This is a genomic window from Melghirimyces thermohalophilus, assembly GCF_900102685.1.
GTDB classification, from domain to species: domain Bacteria; phylum Bacillota; class Bacilli; order Thermoactinomycetales; family DSM-45169; genus Melghirimyces; species Melghirimyces thermohalophilus.
Window position 1 is genome coordinate 54,932 of sequence record NZ_FMZA01000017.1, and the last position, 16,522, is coordinate 71,453.

A 16,522-nucleotide genomic window follows, 5' to 3' on the forward strand; every position below is an offset into this window, starting at 1 on the left:
ATACAAGAAAACTCCTTTGTCTCCCTGGCATAGGCTACCGGGAGGCAAAGGAGTTTTTTACTCGGATTAAAACCGGTAGGGAAAGAGCATCAACACAATGATCAGAAACATGCAGATCGAAGTGAGAATGGCGTGCACACGGACCTTCCGCAGCCACGAATGAAACGGGAACTTTTGAGGGGACTTACGATATCTCCGAAGATAGGCACCGAACATGCCCCCAAACGCGCCGATCAGGGTGAACGTGATCAACACCAGAGTGATCCATAGAGAAGAATAATTTCCGTTGAAATACAAGTGCCCGCCGCTGAACAGCTGAAGCACGAGCACCCATTGGGTGATAAAATTCATCCAATACATCACATATAAGATCGGTCGCTGCTCCAAGACCGATCGTCGCAGAAAAAAGGGCAACAGGAGATAAAACCCCATTCCGATCGCCCCTAATACGTGAAAGAACAACATAATCTGGTTCAACAGCATGATCCTCCCTTACGTTCTTCCCCTCCCATGCTTCACTCTACCATTTTTGAAGGCCCCTAGTGTGTATTAGGTCACATTCTTTATGGAAATTGAACGAACAGACTCGATTGCTATGATGGGGTCCTCGCTCCTTTAAAGTAAACAGGTTAAAGATCCGTAAAATTCATTTTAAAAAATGGCCCTCGTACCATGATGTTAAAAATGGATTCGGAATGAAAAGGTTTTTATGGAGTTGTAGTGCCTTTCCGAGGTATGTATACCATTTTTTGTTATGGAGACGCTATTCACAAAAAGGGGTGTTACGATGTCAGGTCCTTCCTTGGAACGGGAACATTCCCATCGTTCCATTCATAACGGTGCCTTTCGCGAGGCGCGAAGTCTGACTGACTTATTGCGAAGGTTGCATGGAGAACGGCGAACAGAAGAGGTTCATGAAGTGGCCGATGCGCTGATCGAGCACTGGGAAAAGCGAATTCTCGCTCATGCCCAGGCGGAGGAGGAAGGGTTGTTCCCCAAAAAGGTGGAGCGGAATCCGGAACTGGCACCCGTCGTCCATATGATGAAACGGGATCACGATCTCATGCGCCAGTTGCTGGATGAGATCAAAGTGAAGTGGAAACAGAGCGGAGTTAATTATGAGGTTTTTGCCCGTTTTGAAGCGCTGTTGTTGATCAATCGCATCCACAGCCGCCAAGAGGAACGAGATTTGTTATAACACCCGAAAGGTGATGTCCATGAACAGGAAAGTGGCTCCGTTGTTAAAAAAACTCCGTTACTTCGGGCAATCGGAAAAAAATGCGCCCCACTCCGAGGTGTCCCCCTACGGGCGGGAGTCGGAAAAGGTGTATCGGCGCCGTTGGCAACACGATAAAGTGGTCCGCACCACCCACGGAGTCAATTGTACCGGATCCTGCAGTTGGAAGGTGCATGTGAAAGACGGCATTATCGCCTGGGAGTCCCAGCAGACGGATTATCCATCTACAGGTCCGGGCCTGCCCGAATACGAGCCGCGGGGCTGTCCGAGGGGAGCATCGTTTTCCTGGTATACATACAGTCCGCTCCGCATCCGTTATCCCTATGTGAGGGGAGCGTTACTCCGGATGTGGAGGGATGCTCTGAAGAGGACGGGCGAACCGGTCGCGGCCTGGAAATCGATCGTCGAGGATCCGGAAAACAGCAAACGGTATAAGTCCGCCCGGGGAAAGGGGGGCTTTGTGCGTGCCGATTGGGAGGAGATCAATCAGCTGATTGCCGCCTCGATGATCCATACGATTCAGCAGTACGGGCCTGATCGCATTTTCGGATTTTCGCCGATTCCCGCGATGTCTATGGTCAGCTATGCCGGCGGGGCTCGGTTTCTCAATCTGGTCGGTGGATCGATGTTGAGTTTCTATGACTGGTATGCCGACCTTCCTCCGGCATCCCCGCAAATATGGGGGGAACAGACAGATGTGCCGGAGAGTTCGGACTGGTTTAACTCCGGTTACCTGCTGGTGTGGGGCTCCAATCTGCCCCAGACGCGGACGCCCGATGCCCACTTCTATGTGGAAGCCCGCTACCGAGGCACCAAAGTGGTGACCGTCAGCCCCGACTACGCGGACTTTGTCAAGTTTGCCGATCAATGGTTGGCGGTTCAGCCGGGGATGGACGGTGCCCTAGCGATGGCGATGACCCACGTTATCTTAAAGGAATTTTATGTGGATCAGCCGACCGATTACTTTACGGATTACGTGAAGAAGTTTACCGACCTTCCCTTTCTGATTCTGTTGAAGGGAGAGGGAAATGACTTCTTCGTCGCGGATCGCTTCCTGCGGGCGAGCGATTTAGGGATGTCTTCGCAGCATTCGGAGTGGAAAACGGTGATGTGGGATCAAAGGACGGATCGCATGAAAGTACCCAACGGGACGATCGGTCACCGCTGGGAACAGGATGGAAACTGGAATCTGCACTTGGATGACGCGAGCGGCGAGGGGGAAATCGATCCTGCGCTCACCTTGTTGGGTCGAGAGGATGAGGTCGTTACGTTGAAGATCCCTCATTTTGAACCGGAGGGTAAAACCGTATTGTATCGAGGGGTACCGGTCAAAGCCATTCAGCGAAACGGAAAAACCCAGTACATCACCACGGTATTTGATCTTTTGCTCGCTAAAACAGGGGTTTCCCGGGGACTGCCCGGTGATGATCCCGCCGATTATGATGATCCGAAACCGTATACCCCGGCCTGGCAGGAGAAGCTGACGGGCATCGATCGCGAAACGGCGGCGCAAATCGCCCGGGAGTTTGCACAGAACGCCGTCGACTCCGAGGGACGATCCATGATCGTGATGGGCTCCGGTATCAATCACTGGTACCATTCCGACGCGATCTACCGAACGATCCTCAACCTGGTGCTGCTGACAGGATCGCAAGGGGTGAACGGAGGAGGATGGGCCCATTACGTCGGTCAGGAGAAGGTTCGGCCGCTGGAAGGCTGGCAAACCATCGCGATGGCTCGGGACTGGGGTGGACCGCCTCGGCTGATGAACGGAACCTCGTTTTTCTATTTTGCGACGGAGCAGTGGCGTTACGAAGACCAAGGGATGGGTGATCAGGTGTCGCCCTTGATGGAGCAGCCGAGGTATCAGCATGGGGGGGATTACAACTACCTGGCCACTCGTCTCGGATGGCTTCCGTCTTACCCGCAATTTACGGAGAATCCGATTCACTTTTATAAGAAATCCGGTGCAAAGAACGATGATGAAGCCATTCAGTATGTGGTTGACCGGATTAAAAATAAGGAACTTCAGTTTGCGGTGAAAAACCCGTCCCACTCAAAAAATTTTCCGCGGGTGATGTTTGTATGGCGGGCCAACCTGATCGGCAGCTCCGCCAAGGGTCATGAATACTTTCTCAAGCACCTGTTGGGGACCCATCACGCCAACATGGATGATCCTAGTTCCGATCTCACCACACAGGAGATCGATTGGGGTGGGGAGGCACCGGAAGGCAAGCTGGATCTGATGATCCATGTGGATTTTCGCATGAATGGCACCGGTCTCTATTCCGATCTGGTGCTGCCGGCAGCGACCTGGTATGAAAAATACGACCTGAGCAGCACTGACATGCATCCCTTCGTCCATCCCTTTAACCCGGCGATCGCGCCGCCGTGGGAATCCCGGTCCGACTGGGATTTCTTCAAAAAACTAGCGCACACTTTTTCCAAGTTGGCGGAAAAGCATTTTCCGGAGATGGTGAAAGATGTGGTGGCGTCCCCTCTGTTGCACGATTCGCGGGACGAGATCGCCCAACCCTACGGACGGGTTCAAGATTGGGAAAAGGACGGCAGCGAACCGGTGCCGGGCGTCAACTTTCCCCGTCTGCACGTCGTGGAGCGGGATTACCGCAAGGTGTATGACAAATTTATCGCCCTGGGACCGATGGTCAAGGAGCAGATCGGAGCGAAAGGTTTAGGGTGGAACGCGAAGGAAGAGTACGATCGTTTGAAGGAGTTGATCGGAAGAGCGTCGGAGACCGAAGAGTACCGAGATTGCCCCAGCCTGTACACCGATCGCAATGCGGCGGAGGCGATCCTGTCCCTGTCCAGTAGCACCAACGGTTCTTTGGCGATGAAAGCGTGGGAGGAAGCGGAGCGAAAGACGGGACAGAAGCTGAAGGACCTGGTGGAAGAGCGGTCGGAGGAGCACATCACCTTTCAGGAGATCACCTCCCAACCGAGACAGGTGCTGTCCACTCCCGTCTACAGCGGGACAGAGACGGGAAATCGTCGTTACTCCCCCTTCACCACCAATGTGGAGCGTCTCATCCCCTGGCGGACGCTGACCGGTCGGCAACAGTTCTACCTGGACCATGAATTGATGTTGGAGTTCGGGGAGGAGTTGCCCACCTTCCGGGCGCCATTGCGCAAAGCAGCTTTCTATAAGGGGGATCGTCGCCCCGATGTAAAGAGGAAGGAGATCGCACTCCGTTATTTGACGCCGCACTACAAATGGTCGTATCACAGCACCTACTGGGATACCCTGCCGATGTTGACCCTGTTCCGGGGAGGGCCCCACGTCTGGTTGAACAACGAGGATGCGGCGGAGGTAGGGATCGCGGATAACGACTGGTTGGAGATGTACAACCGCAACGGGGTGGTCGTCGCTCGGGCGGTCGTCAGCCACCGGCTGCCTCGGGGGGTCGTGTTCATGTATCACGTCCAGGACCGCTACATCTATGTTCCCGGATCGACCATCAGCAAGCAACGCGGGGGAACCTTTAACAGCCCGACCCGAATTCACGTCAAACCGACGCAGATGATCGGCGGCTATGCCCAGTTGAGTTATGGGTTCAATTATTACGGACCGACGGGGAACCAACGGGACGAGCAGGTGATGATCCGCAGACTGAGCGAGCAGGAGGTGGACTGGCTTGAACATTAAAGCGCAGTTCGGCATGGTGATGAACCTGGACAAGTGTATCGGCTGCCACACCTGCAGCGTCACCTGTAATAACACTTGGACCAACCGCCCTGGAGCGGAGTACATGTGGTGGAACAATGTGGAGACCAAACCGGGGATCGGTTACCCCAAGGAGTGGGAAAACCAGGACGAGCGCAAAGGCGGCTGGGTGTTGAAGGACGGGGAGTTGGAACTGCGGGCCGGCAAACGGACCAATAAGCTTTTAAACATCTTCTACAATCCCGATGTGACGCCGATCGATGACTACTATGAACCGTGGACCTACGATTATGAGACGCTGATCGAGAGTCCGGAAAAACAGCACCAGCCCGTCGCCCGCCCCAAATCCCAGTTGACCGGCGACTATATGGAGATCGAGTGGGGGCCTAACTGGGAGGACGATTTAGCCGGTGTCCATGAAACGGGTTGGCGTGATCCCAATATGCGGGGATTGGAGGAAGAAGTGAAATTCCAGTTTGAGCAGACGTTTATGATGTACCTGCCCCGTATCTGCGAGCATTGCATCAATCCTCCTTGCGTTGCTTCCTGTCCCTCGGGGGCGATCTATAAACGGGATGAAGACGGCATCGTCCTCGTCGATCAGGACGCTTGTCGGAGCTGGCGTTTCTGTATGACCGGCTGCCCATACAAAAAAGTGTACTTCAATTGGAGAACGCATAAAGCGGAAAAATGCACGTTCTGCTTTCCGAGGATCGAGGTGGGGCAACCGACTATCTGCTCGGAAACCTGCGTCGGTCGGCTTCGCTACATCGGGATCGTCTTCTACGATCTGGATAAGGTGGAAGAGGCGGCTTCAGTCACCGATGAAAAGGATCTGTATCAGGCTCATCTGGATTTGTTTCTCGACCCCCACGATCCCAAAGTGGTGGAGGAGGCTCGTAAAGCTGGTTACGCCGACGATTGGATCGAGGCAGCCCAGCGTTCTCCTATCTATAAATTGGCGGTGGAGCAAAAAATCGCGTTACCCCTCCATCCCGAGTATCGGACGATGCCGATGGTTTGGTACGTGCCTCCGCTCAGCCCGATTATGGACTCCTTTGGCAACGGGGTCGATGGGATCCATCCCCAGATGATTTTTCCTGCCATCGATGATATGCGCATTCCCATCCAATACCTGGCCAACCTATTCACCGCCGGGGATACCGAGGTGATCCGGTCGGTTCTGAAAAAGATGGTGGTGATGCGTAGTTACATGCGTTCGGTTCAATTGGGCCGCCAGCCGGATCAGAATCTGTTGAAACAGATCGATATGACCGAGGAGACCCTGCGGGAGATGTATGAACTGGCGGCGATCGCCAAGTACTCCGATCGCTATGTGATTCCCTCTTCTCACCGGGAACATGCGGACAATATGTTTCTCGGTCAAGGCACGGCTGGATACGATTTTATGGAAGGCTGTTCCGATTGTGCGGTCAATCCGAATATGACCGATTCCTATCAGTTTGGAGAAGCGTATTGGGGGGATATCGGTGGACGAACATCAAACGATCTTTAAGCTGGCTTCGATCTTTTTACAGTACCCGGATCGGGAGTGGGTGGAGAACGAGGCGTTACGCGAGGAGGTCGCCTCCTTGAAGCATCGGGGGGTGCGGGAGTGTTATCTCCGCTTTTTGGATCAGGTCGAACTGGACACCCTGTGTGAGAGCTATGTGCAAACCTTTGACTTCAGTGATAAAACGACCTTGTATCTCACCTACCCGTTGTTCGGCGATCAACGGGAACGGGGGGAAGCTTTCCTCAAATTGAAAAAGGAATTCCGAGAGGCGGGCTTCCCTTTGTTGAGCGATGAACTACCTGACTATCTCCCATTGGTGCTGGAGTTTGCTGCGATTGCGGATTCGCCGTACAGCCGAAAAGTACTGATGATCCACAAGAAGGGAATCGATCAGCTTTTGGAGGGGCTGGAGGAGATCGATAGCCCCTATCAGTGGGTGGTGCGCGGATGCCTTCGCGCCATCGACTCCTTTCTCGAGGAAAATCAAGTGGTCTCTTGAGGTGACACGGAACGGAGGAAATCCCATGAGTACCTATGATCAGTTCTTCTGGTTGATCTACCCCTATCTCATGCTCACGTTGTTTGTGGTCGGCCATATTTACCGCTACAACACGGATACCTTCGGGTGGTCGGCCAAGTCCAGTGAGTTTTTGGAGATGAGTCGATTGCGATGGGGGAGCCTTCTGTTTCACTGGGGGATCATCTTCGTCTTTTTCGGTCATGTGGCGGGCATTCTGGTCCCCAAAGGTTTTTATGAAGCGGTCGGGATCACCGAGGAGATGTACCATTTCGGCGCGGTTTGGTTTGGTGGGGCGGCTGGTGTAGCCACCGCGGTCGGCGCCCTTCTCTTGTTGTACCGACGCTCCACGGTGAGCCGTATCCGCATCAACAGCCAAAAACGGGATTTTCTCGTGTTGATCCTGTTATCGGTGGTGATCATCACCGGCTTTACCAACACCGTGGGGTATACGGCCTCCGGAGGCGCCTTCGATTACCGGGAGACGATCGGCCCTTGGTTTCGTGGGATCTTAACCTTCACCCCTGATGTAGAGCTGGTGACCAGTGCGCCGATCGGTTTTCAGATTCACATCTTCTCCGCTCTGTTCCTGTTCGGGATTTGGCCCTTTACCCGGCTCGTCCATATGTGGAGTTTGCCCCTGGAATATTTAAACCGCAATTACATCGTGTACCGCAGGATGCAGGGGAAAAAATTGACCAATCGTTAACGGCCTTGCAGTCAAAAGGGGCCGCCCATGGATTGGGGCGGCCCCTCTTTGTGGTTGCCGATTTAGAGCAGACCTCCGAGCAGTCCATCATCATCGTTGTTATCATCGTCTCCGCCGAGGAGCTCATCGAGGACAACGTCTAAATTGGGTGAAAAGCCATTTTCATCGCCATCATCCAAAGGAGTTGCCGCCGCTCCAAGATCGGCTGCAACATTTTCCTTTTCTTCTTCGGTGGTGGCGGCCAGTTCACTTCTGGCTTGCAAAGAAGCTCTGTCCGCTTGATCCTCGGCCACAGCTTTCAAACCGGTATCCACCACAGCGCTTTTGGCAGATACGGACTGGGCTGTGAAGCCACCTACCGTCAAGGCGAATAGCATCGCACCAACGCTTAACCCTCTTAATCAAACCTCTCATGTTTCCATCTTTCTTCAGTTAATTATGGAGAGAACAAAATCCCGGGCTCTATGCGTTGGGTATATACCCGTGCCGGTTATGATCCACAGGCGAATCCGATCACGCTGAAGCGTGTTCCATCCCTTCACCGGTGAAATTTACGGCGCGCAAGCGGTAGGAAAAGAGGAAGTGGATAAACGAATCGATGTGATCGCGATGGTGATCCATTGAGGAATGACCATCAAAGGGAACGATCATTTTTTATCCACATACCGGTATCAGTTATTTTGTTGTGGTCGCCGACTGATGCTGAATAACCATCACGATGCCTCGGGCTGAAGGGATACGGTGGTGATTTTGTCCATACCGTTCAGCTCCCCATCAGGGCGGGATGTTCATGCTACGGCTGCAGCCGATTGAGATGGAGAAGGGACCCCCTTCTCCTTTTTTATAGGTGTTTCGAAATGGTGAAGGATTTGAAACATGTGAGGATGATCACAAAAAGGGAAGGGGTGGACCACTCATACTGAAGGTGAAAGGAACGAGGTGGTGGTTTTGATGGGAGATAATGACCGTTGTCCGACGTCCCTGAGATCGTGTGCCATGAAAAATGTATCGAGACCTATGAGAAAGAAGGTTGGATCATGAAAAAAAACATTCCTTTCCTGAACCAATTGAAATATTTTACCCCGGGAAAAAAACGTTCCGAATCCTGGAGTGAAGTGTCCCCCCAGGGTCGAGAATGGGAGGAGGTTTATCGCAGGCGTTGGCAGCACGACAAAGTGGTCCGTTCCACCCATGGTGTTAACTGTACCGGATCGTGTAGTTGGAACATCTTTGTCAAAGACGGCATTGTGACGTGGGAGAACCAGCACACCGATTACCCCTCGACCGGATCGGATATGCCGGAGTTTGAGCCGCGCGGGTGTCCGCGGGGTGCTAGCTTCTCCTGGTATATCTACAGCCCTCTGCGAGTGAAGTATCCCTATATACGCGGTGTGTTGAGGGATATGTGGCGGGAGGCCCTGAGAGAGACCGACGATCCGGTGGCCGCCTGGGACCGGATCGTGAACGATCCGGACAAGGTGAAACGGTATAAAGCCGCACGGGGGAAAGGCGGATTGGTGCGTGCTTCGTGGGGTGAAGTGCTCGCGATCATATCAGCGGCCACGATCCATACGATGAAAACCTATGGCCCTGATCGCATTCTCGGGTTTTCCCCCATTCCTGCCATGTCGATGATCAGTTATGCCTCGGGCGCTCGCTTTTTATCCCTGATCGGCTCACCCCTGCTAAGTTTTTATGATTGGTACGCCGATTTGCCTCCCGCATCTCCTCAAATTTGGGGCGATCAGACCGATGTCCCTGAGAGCAGCGATTGGTTTAACTCTACCTATATGTTGGTCTGGGGATCCAACCTGCCGCTCACTCGAACGCCGGATGCCCACTTTATGGCGGAAGCCCGCTATCGCGGTACGAAAGTGGTATCGATCAGCCCCGACTATGCGGAATATGTGAAGTTCGCTGACGATTGGATGTCAGTCAAAGCGGGGACCGATGGGGCGTTGGCGATGGCGATGGGGCATGTCATCCTCAAAGAGTTCTACGTGAACCGGGAAACGGAATACTTCACTCGATATGCGAAGCGCTTTACCGATTTTCCCTTCTTGGTCACCTTGCGATCAGAGGAGGGGGGCTATACGGCGGATCGTTTTTTGCTAGCGTCCGATCTGAACCAATCGGTCGATCGTGCGGAATGGAAGCCGGTGGTCTACGACGAGAACCGGGAGGGATATGCGATTCCTCAGGGGACCATCGGCTCCCGCTGGAGCGATGAAGGGACATGGAATTTAAAAATGCAGGATGATGAGACGGGTCAGTCGATCAACCCCCGACTCAGTCTGCTCGGCGCAGAAGATGAAGTGGTGACGGTTCAGTTGCCCTATTTCGATGAAAAGGGACGGCGCGTGATGGAACGGGCGGTCCCGGTCAAGTGGATTGAAGGGGAGGACGGCCGCCCGATCCGGGTTACCAGTGTGTATGATCTGATCCTGGCCCATTACGGCATCGATCGAGGATTGGGCGACGGACTGCCTGACGACTACGATGAGGTGGCTCCTTTCACTCCGGCCTGGCAGGAGCCGATAACGGGGATCAAGCGGGAGTTGGTGATACAGATCGCCCGGGAATTTGCGCAAAACGCCGTGGATACCGAGGGACGTTCGATGGTGATCATGGGAGCGGGGATTAACCACTGGTATCATGCGGACACGATCTATCGCGCTATCCTCAACCTGGTGCTGATGGTCGGCGCACAGGGTGTGAACGGAGGAGGTTGGGCTCACTATGTCGGCCAGGAGAAATTGCGTCCGGCAGAAGGCTGGCAAACGATCGCCTTCGCCCGTGATTGGACAATACCGCCGCGTCTGCAGAATGGAACCTCCTTTTTCTATTTCGCGACCGATCAGTGGCGCTATGAGGAAACGCCGGTGGACGAGTTGGTCTCGCCCCTGCGGTCCAAGGCACGCTACCGTCACTATGCCGATTACAACGTGCTGGCGGCACGGCTCGGTTGGTTGCCGTCCTATCCGCAGTTTGATCGCAACCCGTTAACTCTCTTTGAGGAAGCGAGAAAACAGGGGGCGGACACATCGGAGGAAGTCGGTCGGTTTGTGGCGGACCAGTTGAAGCAGGGCGATTTGCAGTTCGCCATCGAAGATCCCGATCGACCGGACAACTTCCCCCGAGTCCTGTTCGTGTGGCGGGCCAATCTCATCTCCAGTTCCGGCAAAGGACACGAATATTTCCTCAAGCATCTCCTCGGCACCTCCCACGGGTTGATGAACGATGATTCCGCCAGTCTACGCCCCGAGGAAGTAACCTGGAGGGATGAAGCCGCCGAAGGCAAACTGGACTTGCTCGTCAATGTGGACTTCCGCATGTCCGGCACATCGCTGTATTCCGATATCATCCTGCCCGCGGCCACCTGGTATGAAAAGAGCGATTTGAGCAGTACCGACATGCACCCCTTCGTCCATCCATTTAACCCGGCGATCGCGACGCCGTGGGAAGCGAAGTCGGATTGGGACGTTTTTAAGGAGTTGGCCAAGGTCTTTTCTGACATGGCGCGGTCGCAGTTTGATGGGCCGGTCCACGATGTGGTGGCGATCCCGCTTCAACACGACTCCCCCGATGAATTGGCCCAGCCCTTCGGCGCGATTCGGGATTGGCATCAGGGGGAAGTGGATCCCATCCCTGGCGAGACCATGCCGCGCATCCAGGTGGTTGAACGGGATTACCGCCAGATATACGAAAAAATGATCGCCTTAGGGCCGCGGGTTCGGGAGAAACCCATGGGAGCGAAAGGGATTTCCTGGTCGGCGGAGGATATGTATGATCTATTGAAACGCGTAAACGGGACCATCGATCAGGATGGGGTCGCACAGGGCTGTCCCGACATCAGCACCGACCGCCGCGTCGCGGAAGCGATTCTTACCCTCTCATCGACGACCAACGGGAAGCTGGCCCTGCGGGCGTGGGAGGCGTTGGAGGAAAAAACACAACTAAAACTGAAGGACCTTGCCGAAGACCGAGCGGAGGATCGGTTTACCTTCGATCAGATCACTGCCCAACCCCAAACCGTGATCACTTCACCGACCTTCAGCGGTTCGGAAAAGGGCGGCCGACGTTACTCTCCCTTTACGACGAACGTGGAACGAAGCATTCCGTGGCGAACGCTCACCGGGCGACAGCACTTCTATGTCGACCACGAGATAATGCGGGAATTCGGGGAAGGACTGGCTACTTACAAGCCGATGCTTCACCATGCACCGTTTCATCCCGAGAGCGACCGTCCCGACAGGGAGGGCAAGGAAGTGACGTTGAACTATTTGACCCCCCACAACAAATGGTCGATTCACAGCATGTACTTTGACAACCAGATGATGCTCACATTGTTCCGCGGGGGTCCCACGGTCTGGATGAACAAGGATGATGCGGCAGAAGCCGATATTGAGGACAATGACTGGATCGAGTGTTTCAATCGGAATGGGGTGGTTGTGGCACGGGCTGTCGTCTCCCATCGGCTTCCCCGGGGAGTAGCTTTTATGTACCACGCCCAGGATCGGACGATCAATGTCCCAGGGACCAAACTGACCCAAACACGCGGCGGCACCCACAACAGCCCGACGCGCATCCATGTCAAACCGACCCATATGATCGGCGGCTGTGCGCAGCTCTCCTACGGTTTTAACTATTACGGCCCCACTGGGAACCAACGGGACCTGAACGTGGTGATTCGCAAATTGCAGGAGGTGGACTGGCTTGAAGATTAAAGCGCAAATCGGGATGGTCATGAATCTGGACAAATGCATCGGCTGTCACACCTGCAGTGTCACCTGTAAAAACACCTGGACCAACCGTTCCGGCACCGAGTACATGTATTGGAATAACGTCGAGACCAAGCCGGGGATCGGGTATCCGAAACAATGGGAGGATCAGGAAACTTATCGGGGGGGCTGGGTCCTTAAAGACGGACAATTGGAGCTTCGCTCGGGAGGTCGAGCCAGCCGGTTGGCCAACATCTTTCACAACCCCGATCAACCGACGATGGATGATTATTATGAACCCTGGACCTACGACTACGAAAAACTGACCGACAGCCCGGAGAAGAAACACCAGCCGGTGGCCCGCTCCAAATCCACCGTCACCGGCGAGTACATGGATATCGAGTGGGGACCCAATTGGGAAGATGACCTTGCAGGCGCACACGAGACGGGGACGCAGGATGTAAATATGGAGGACATCGAAGAGTCGATTCGCATGGAATTTGAGGACGTGTTCATGATGTATTTACCGCGAATCTGCGAGCACTGCCTCAATCCATCCTGTGTATCCGCCTGTCCCTCCGGGGCCATGTACAAACGCGATGAGGATGGCATTGTGCTGGTCGACCAAGAGGCGTGTCGGGCATGGCGTTTCTGCGTCTCCAGTTGTCCCTATAAAAAGGTGTACTTCAATTGGAAAACCCACAAAGCGGAGAAGTGCACCCTCTGCTTCCCGCGGATTGAAGCCGGGATGCCGACAATCTGTTCGGAGACGTGCGTGGGGCGGATCCGTTATCTCGGCATCCTCTTGTACGATGCTGATGCCGTGGAAGCGGCCGCCTCCGTCGCCGATGAACAAGACCTATATGAATCCCAACTCTCGATCTTCCTCGATCCCCATGATCCCGAAGTGATCGCGCAGGCCCGTCACGATGGAATTCCGGAGGATTGGTTGGAAGCGGCCCGACGCTCGCCTGTTTATAAGATGGCCGTCGATTGGAAGATCGCCCTACCGCTGCATCCCGAATACCGCACATTGCCCATGGTCTGGTATGTACCGCCCCTCAGCCCGATTATCAATCGGTTTGAAGGGAAGGGTAGCTCGGCTCACCCGGAGGACGTTTTTCCCGCTATCGATGAGATGCGGATTCCGATTCAGTATTTGGCCAACTTGCTTGCTGCAGGCGATACGAAGGTGATCCGTCGCGTATTGAAAAAAATGGCGGCGATGCGTTCTTACATGCGTACGGTCCATGTCGGGGGGCAGATGGAGCCGGAATGGCTCGAGAAAGTGGGGATGGATGCTGATCGGGTGGAGGCCATGTATCGGTTGCTAGCTATCGCCAAATACGAAGACCGGTTCGTCATTCCTGCCGCTCATAAGGAGGAATGTTCAGACCTGATGCTGGAGCAAGGAGCTTGTGGACTCGATTTTGCTGGTGGACCGGGTTCCTGCGGGGTTTTTGGTTGACGATCGATGGATACGACGCATTTCAGTCGATCGCGATCTGGAGGAGGGTGATTCCTTATGGAGACATTACAAAATCGACTTCGACTCATCTCCTTTTTATTGCAATATCCTGAGGAGGGGTGGAAGAAGATGGTGGGCGATCTGCGGCGAGCGATCGATCCGTTCGAGGATCCCATTGCTCCCTATATCCTTCGATTCGCGGAGTTTGTGGACGAGGAGGGGATCGAAGCGATGCAGATCCGTTACGTGCAAACCTTCGATTTCGGAAAAAAAACCCATCTGTATCTCACCTATGCCCGGCACGGCGAGCAGCGCGAACGCGGCTCCGCACTGCTCGCCTTAAAGCAGGTGTATGCCCAGAATGGCTTTCAAATGGTGGAAGGTGAGCTGCCCGATTATTTGCCGCTCATGCTGGAATTTGCCTCTGTGGCGCGGCTCGATTCCGGTATGGCCCTTCTCCGTGAATATCGTCCAGCGATACAGGATATCCAGGAACATCTGACGAAGATGGACAGCCCATATGTCGCTATCTTTGACGCGCTTTTGTTCATCCTCGATCAGCAGGGCATCCAATCGATTGCAGAGGAGGAAGCCCCATGAACGGGTGGAATCAATTTCTCTGGATCATCTATCCTTATATTGTGATCACCATCTTTATCACAGGGCACTTTTATCGATTGAACCACTACCCCTTCAGTTGGACCTCCAAGTCGAGCGAATTTCTGGAGAAGCGAACATTGAGATGGGGGAGCCTCCTATTTCATTGGGGGATCATCTTTGTCATTGTCGGCCATGTGGCAGGGTTACTGGTACCGATCTCGGTCTATCAGGGTCTTGGGATCTCCGATGAGGCGTACCACATGATGGCATTGTCCGCTGGGGGAATCGCCGGCCTGTCCACGCTCATCGGCGCTTTCATCCTGATGGTGCGTCGGTTCCGGGTGAAACGGGTGCGTGCGACCAGCAGTGTTGGAGATCGAGTGGCGATCGTCCTTATATTGATCGTCTTGTTTACCGGTCTCACTGCCACCGGCACCAACGCGGTTGGCCAAACGGGGTTTGATTATCGGACGACGATCAATCCGTGGATACGGGGAATCCTCACCTTTCAACCCGACGCTTCTTTGATGACAGCGGTTCCGGTTGCCTTTAAGATTCACATCCTAGCTGCTCTCAGCTTGTTCGCGGTTTGGCCGTTTACGCGCCTGGTTCACGTTTTCAGTTTTCCACTCACTTATTTGCGCCGCCGCTATGTGATCTACCGTCAGCGCCGCCCGTCTTGCGAACGGAAATCGGATAAGACCGTCGTATAGATTGTCGTGTCGGAAGTAGGGGCGAATCCCAGTATGATGGATTCGTCCCGCATTTTGGAGAAGATAGGGAATGGGTGGAGGCTATCGTCATGAATCAAACGCATGCGTTTTATTGGTCAGTCTTACAGGTGGTGGTGCTGTTTGGGGTGTGGGCGGTCCTGTGGATCGCCGGTAGTCCCTACGAATGGTTGCGGCTGTTTGTATTGGCCAGCTTGGTCATCATCAGTCAACGATGGATTTTTAAAAAGAAAGAAGCTGTCACCGCTTCCGGTGCGACGGTGATGGCAATTGGTATATTCATCAACGGGGCGATTCACCATTTCCCCGTCCTCGATCAGGGACTGGGTAAAGATCTGACCGTATTTTTATTGCTGGTGTGGATATTGATCACGGCCTCCTTTGTTCGATCGTACAGACAGGGAATGTTTTACCGACGCCATTTGGAGCACCCTATTCAGAGTTTCGGTTTGGGAACGTGGATTGCAGGCACGTCGGTACTGGGTGTTGCTTTATACGAGCGAATGCCTGAGTCGAGATGGATCGTCTTTTTGATGGCCCTCGTGAATCTGTGCTTATGGATCCTCTTTATCAAGCAGTGTTGGGCCAATTTTAGAAGGATCATCACCACACCCGCCTTGCGGAACAAGTCCCACGGGGTCCTATTGCTGTCCACGGTCAGTACACAATCCCTGGTGGTACTCTACAACACTATCATCGATCATCCTATTCTCATGCGTTGGAGTCAGGCTATGATCCTCTTCGGTGTCATCCTGTATGTCGTCGGATGGCTGCTCGTCGTCAATCGTTATCGCCGGTTGCGGGAATGGACCGTTGCCGACGATTGGGAAAACACCAACTGCATCATCCATGGGGCGATGTCGATTACCGGTTTGGCCGCTGCTACTTCGGGAGCGGTGTCACCAGACTGGACCCTGCTCATCTGGCTTTGGGTCCTTGTCTGGTTTGTGATCGTAGAAACAATCGAACTGGTCCGGGTGGCCATGAGATTGAAGCAATATGGCCCCACAGTGGGGATCGGAACTCACCGGATCACCCAGTGGTCTAGAAACTTTACCTTTGGGATGCTCTATGCGTTTACACTCCATTTCGATCTATCCGAAACAGTTTTTGCGCACCTATCCATCCTCCACCTCATCCACCGCTGGATTCTCACCGGCGGCGCCTGGATCGTGTTGGGCTTGCTTGTGAACGAATGCTTGCTTTATATCAAGGCCAATATACGCGGCAAAGCTGCGGACGGATCCAAGATGATCGGTTAAAAGCCCCAGGGGAGCCCTCAGGGCTTTTTTGGTCGGTTTGGTTTACAAAACGTTGACAGTTCCCCCGTTTGTGTAGGGA

At 54.0% G+C, this 16,522-nt stretch carries 12 protein-coding genes; 10 read left to right on the forward strand and 2 right to left on the reverse strand.

The features are described from left to right. Nucleotides 1–66: 66 nt before the first annotated feature. A complete protein-coding gene (locus BLP91_RS12660; RefSeq protein WP_143003551.1) occupies nt 67–477 on the reverse strand; it encodes a hypothetical protein in 411 nt (136 codons plus the stop codon). A gap of 310 nt (nt 478–787) precedes the next feature. Between BLP91_RS12660 and BLP91_RS12665 the strand changes: the two genes are divergently transcribed. The 5 genes from BLP91_RS12665 to narI (BLP91_RS12685) are packed head-to-tail and all read left to right on the forward strand — an operon-like array spanning nt 788 to nt 7,661. After that, nucleotides 788–1,198: a hemerythrin domain-containing protein gene (locus tag BLP91_RS12665; protein WP_091571713.1), complete on the forward strand. Its 411-nt coding sequence runs from the start codon at nt 788–790 to the stop codon at nt 1,196–1,198. A gap of 19 nt (nt 1,199–1,217) precedes the next feature. Beyond that, entirely contained in the window at nt 1,218–4,901 is a 3,684-nt protein-coding gene (locus BLP91_RS12670; RefSeq protein WP_091571780.1) for a nitrate reductase subunit alpha, read from the forward strand. Next, nucleotides 4,891–6,435, forward strand: a complete 1,545-nt coding sequence (gene narH, locus BLP91_RS12675; protein WP_091571715.1) for a nitrate reductase subunit beta — start codon at nt 4,891–4,893, stop codon at nt 6,433–6,435. The genes BLP91_RS12670 and narH (BLP91_RS12675) overlap by 11 nt, the downstream gene beginning before the upstream one ends. Beyond that, nucleotides 6,410–6,934: a nitrate reductase molybdenum cofactor assembly chaperone gene (gene narJ / locus BLP91_RS12680; protein ID WP_091571718.1), complete on the forward strand. Its 525-nt coding sequence runs from the start codon at nt 6,410–6,412 to the stop codon at nt 6,932–6,934. The genes narH (BLP91_RS12675) and narJ (BLP91_RS12680) overlap by 26 nt, the downstream gene beginning before the upstream one ends. Nucleotides 6,935–6,959: 25 nt before the next feature. Next, nucleotides 6,960–7,661: a respiratory nitrate reductase subunit gamma gene (narI, locus tag BLP91_RS12685; RefSeq protein WP_091571720.1), complete on the forward strand. Its 702-nt coding sequence runs from the start codon at nt 6,960–6,962 to the stop codon at nt 7,659–7,661. A 62-nt stretch (nt 7,662–7,723) separates the two neighbouring features. On the opposite strand, the gene BLP91_RS12690 is transcribed toward narI (BLP91_RS12685), so the two are convergent. Beyond that, on the reverse strand, nt 7,724–7,963 hold the full coding sequence (locus BLP91_RS12690) for a hypothetical protein (protein WP_143003552.1): 240 nt from the start codon (nt 7,961–7,963) through the stop codon (nt 7,724–7,726). 735 nt (nt 7,964–8,698) lie between these two features. Here BLP91_RS12690 and BLP91_RS12695 point away from each other — a divergent pair. The 5 genes from BLP91_RS12695 to BLP91_RS12715 all read left to right on the forward strand — a co-directional run bounded on the left by BLP91_RS12695 (nt 8,699) and on the right by BLP91_RS12715 (nt 16,443). Beyond that, nucleotides 8,699–12,388 (forward strand): nitrate reductase subunit alpha, encoded by a 3,690-nt coding sequence (locus BLP91_RS12695; protein ID WP_176757964.1) that lies wholly within the window; start codon nt 8,699–8,701, stop codon nt 12,386–12,388. Continuing rightward, a complete protein-coding gene (narH, locus tag BLP91_RS12700) occupies nt 12,378–13,850 on the forward strand; it encodes a nitrate reductase subunit beta (RefSeq protein ID WP_091571727.1) in 1,473 nt (490 codons plus the stop codon). The genes BLP91_RS12695 and narH (BLP91_RS12700) overlap by 11 nt, the downstream gene beginning before the upstream one ends. A 57-nt stretch (nt 13,851–13,907) precedes the next feature. Then, a complete protein-coding gene (narJ, locus tag BLP91_RS12705) occupies nt 13,908–14,450 on the forward strand; it encodes a nitrate reductase molybdenum cofactor assembly chaperone (protein ID WP_091571730.1) in 543 nt (180 codons plus the stop codon). After that, nucleotides 14,447–15,163, forward strand: a complete 717-nt coding sequence (gene narI / locus BLP91_RS12710; RefSeq protein ID WP_091571732.1) for a respiratory nitrate reductase subunit gamma — start codon at nt 14,447–14,449, stop codon at nt 15,161–15,163. Before narJ (BLP91_RS12705) ends, narI (BLP91_RS12710) begins: the two co-directional genes overlap by 4 nt. A gap of 89 nt (nt 15,164–15,252) precedes the next feature. Next, nucleotides 15,253–16,443, forward strand: coding sequence for a TDT family transporter (locus BLP91_RS12715; protein ID WP_091571735.1), 1,191 nt, complete (start codon nt 15,253–15,255; stop codon nt 16,441–16,443). Nucleotides 16,444–16,522 lie beyond the last annotated feature (79 nt).

Coding starts and splice junctions, on each gene's coding strand:
- BLP91_RS12665 (WP_091571713.1), top strand. CDS start 788: ATGTCAGGTCCTTCCTTGGAACGGGAACATTCCCATCGTTCCATTCAT.
- BLP91_RS12670 (WP_091571780.1), top strand. CDS start 1,218: ATGAACAGGAAAGTGGCTCCGTTGTTAAAAAAACTCCGTTACTTCGGG.
- narI (WP_091571720.1), top strand. CDS start 6,960: ATGAGTACCTATGATCAGTTCTTCTGGTTGATCTACCCCTATCTCATG.
- BLP91_RS12695 (WP_176757964.1), top strand. CDS start 8,699: ATGAAAAAAAACATTCCTTTCCTGAACCAATTGAAATATTTTACCCCG.
- narJ (WP_091571730.1), top strand. CDS start 13,908: ATGGAGACATTACAAAATCGACTTCGACTCATCTCCTTTTTATTGCAA.
- narI (WP_091571732.1), top strand. CDS start 14,447: ATGAACGGGTGGAATCAATTTCTCTGGATCATCTATCCTTATATTGTG.
- BLP91_RS12715 (WP_091571735.1), top strand. CDS start 15,253: ATGAATCAAACGCATGCGTTTTATTGGTCAGTCTTACAGGTGGTGGTG.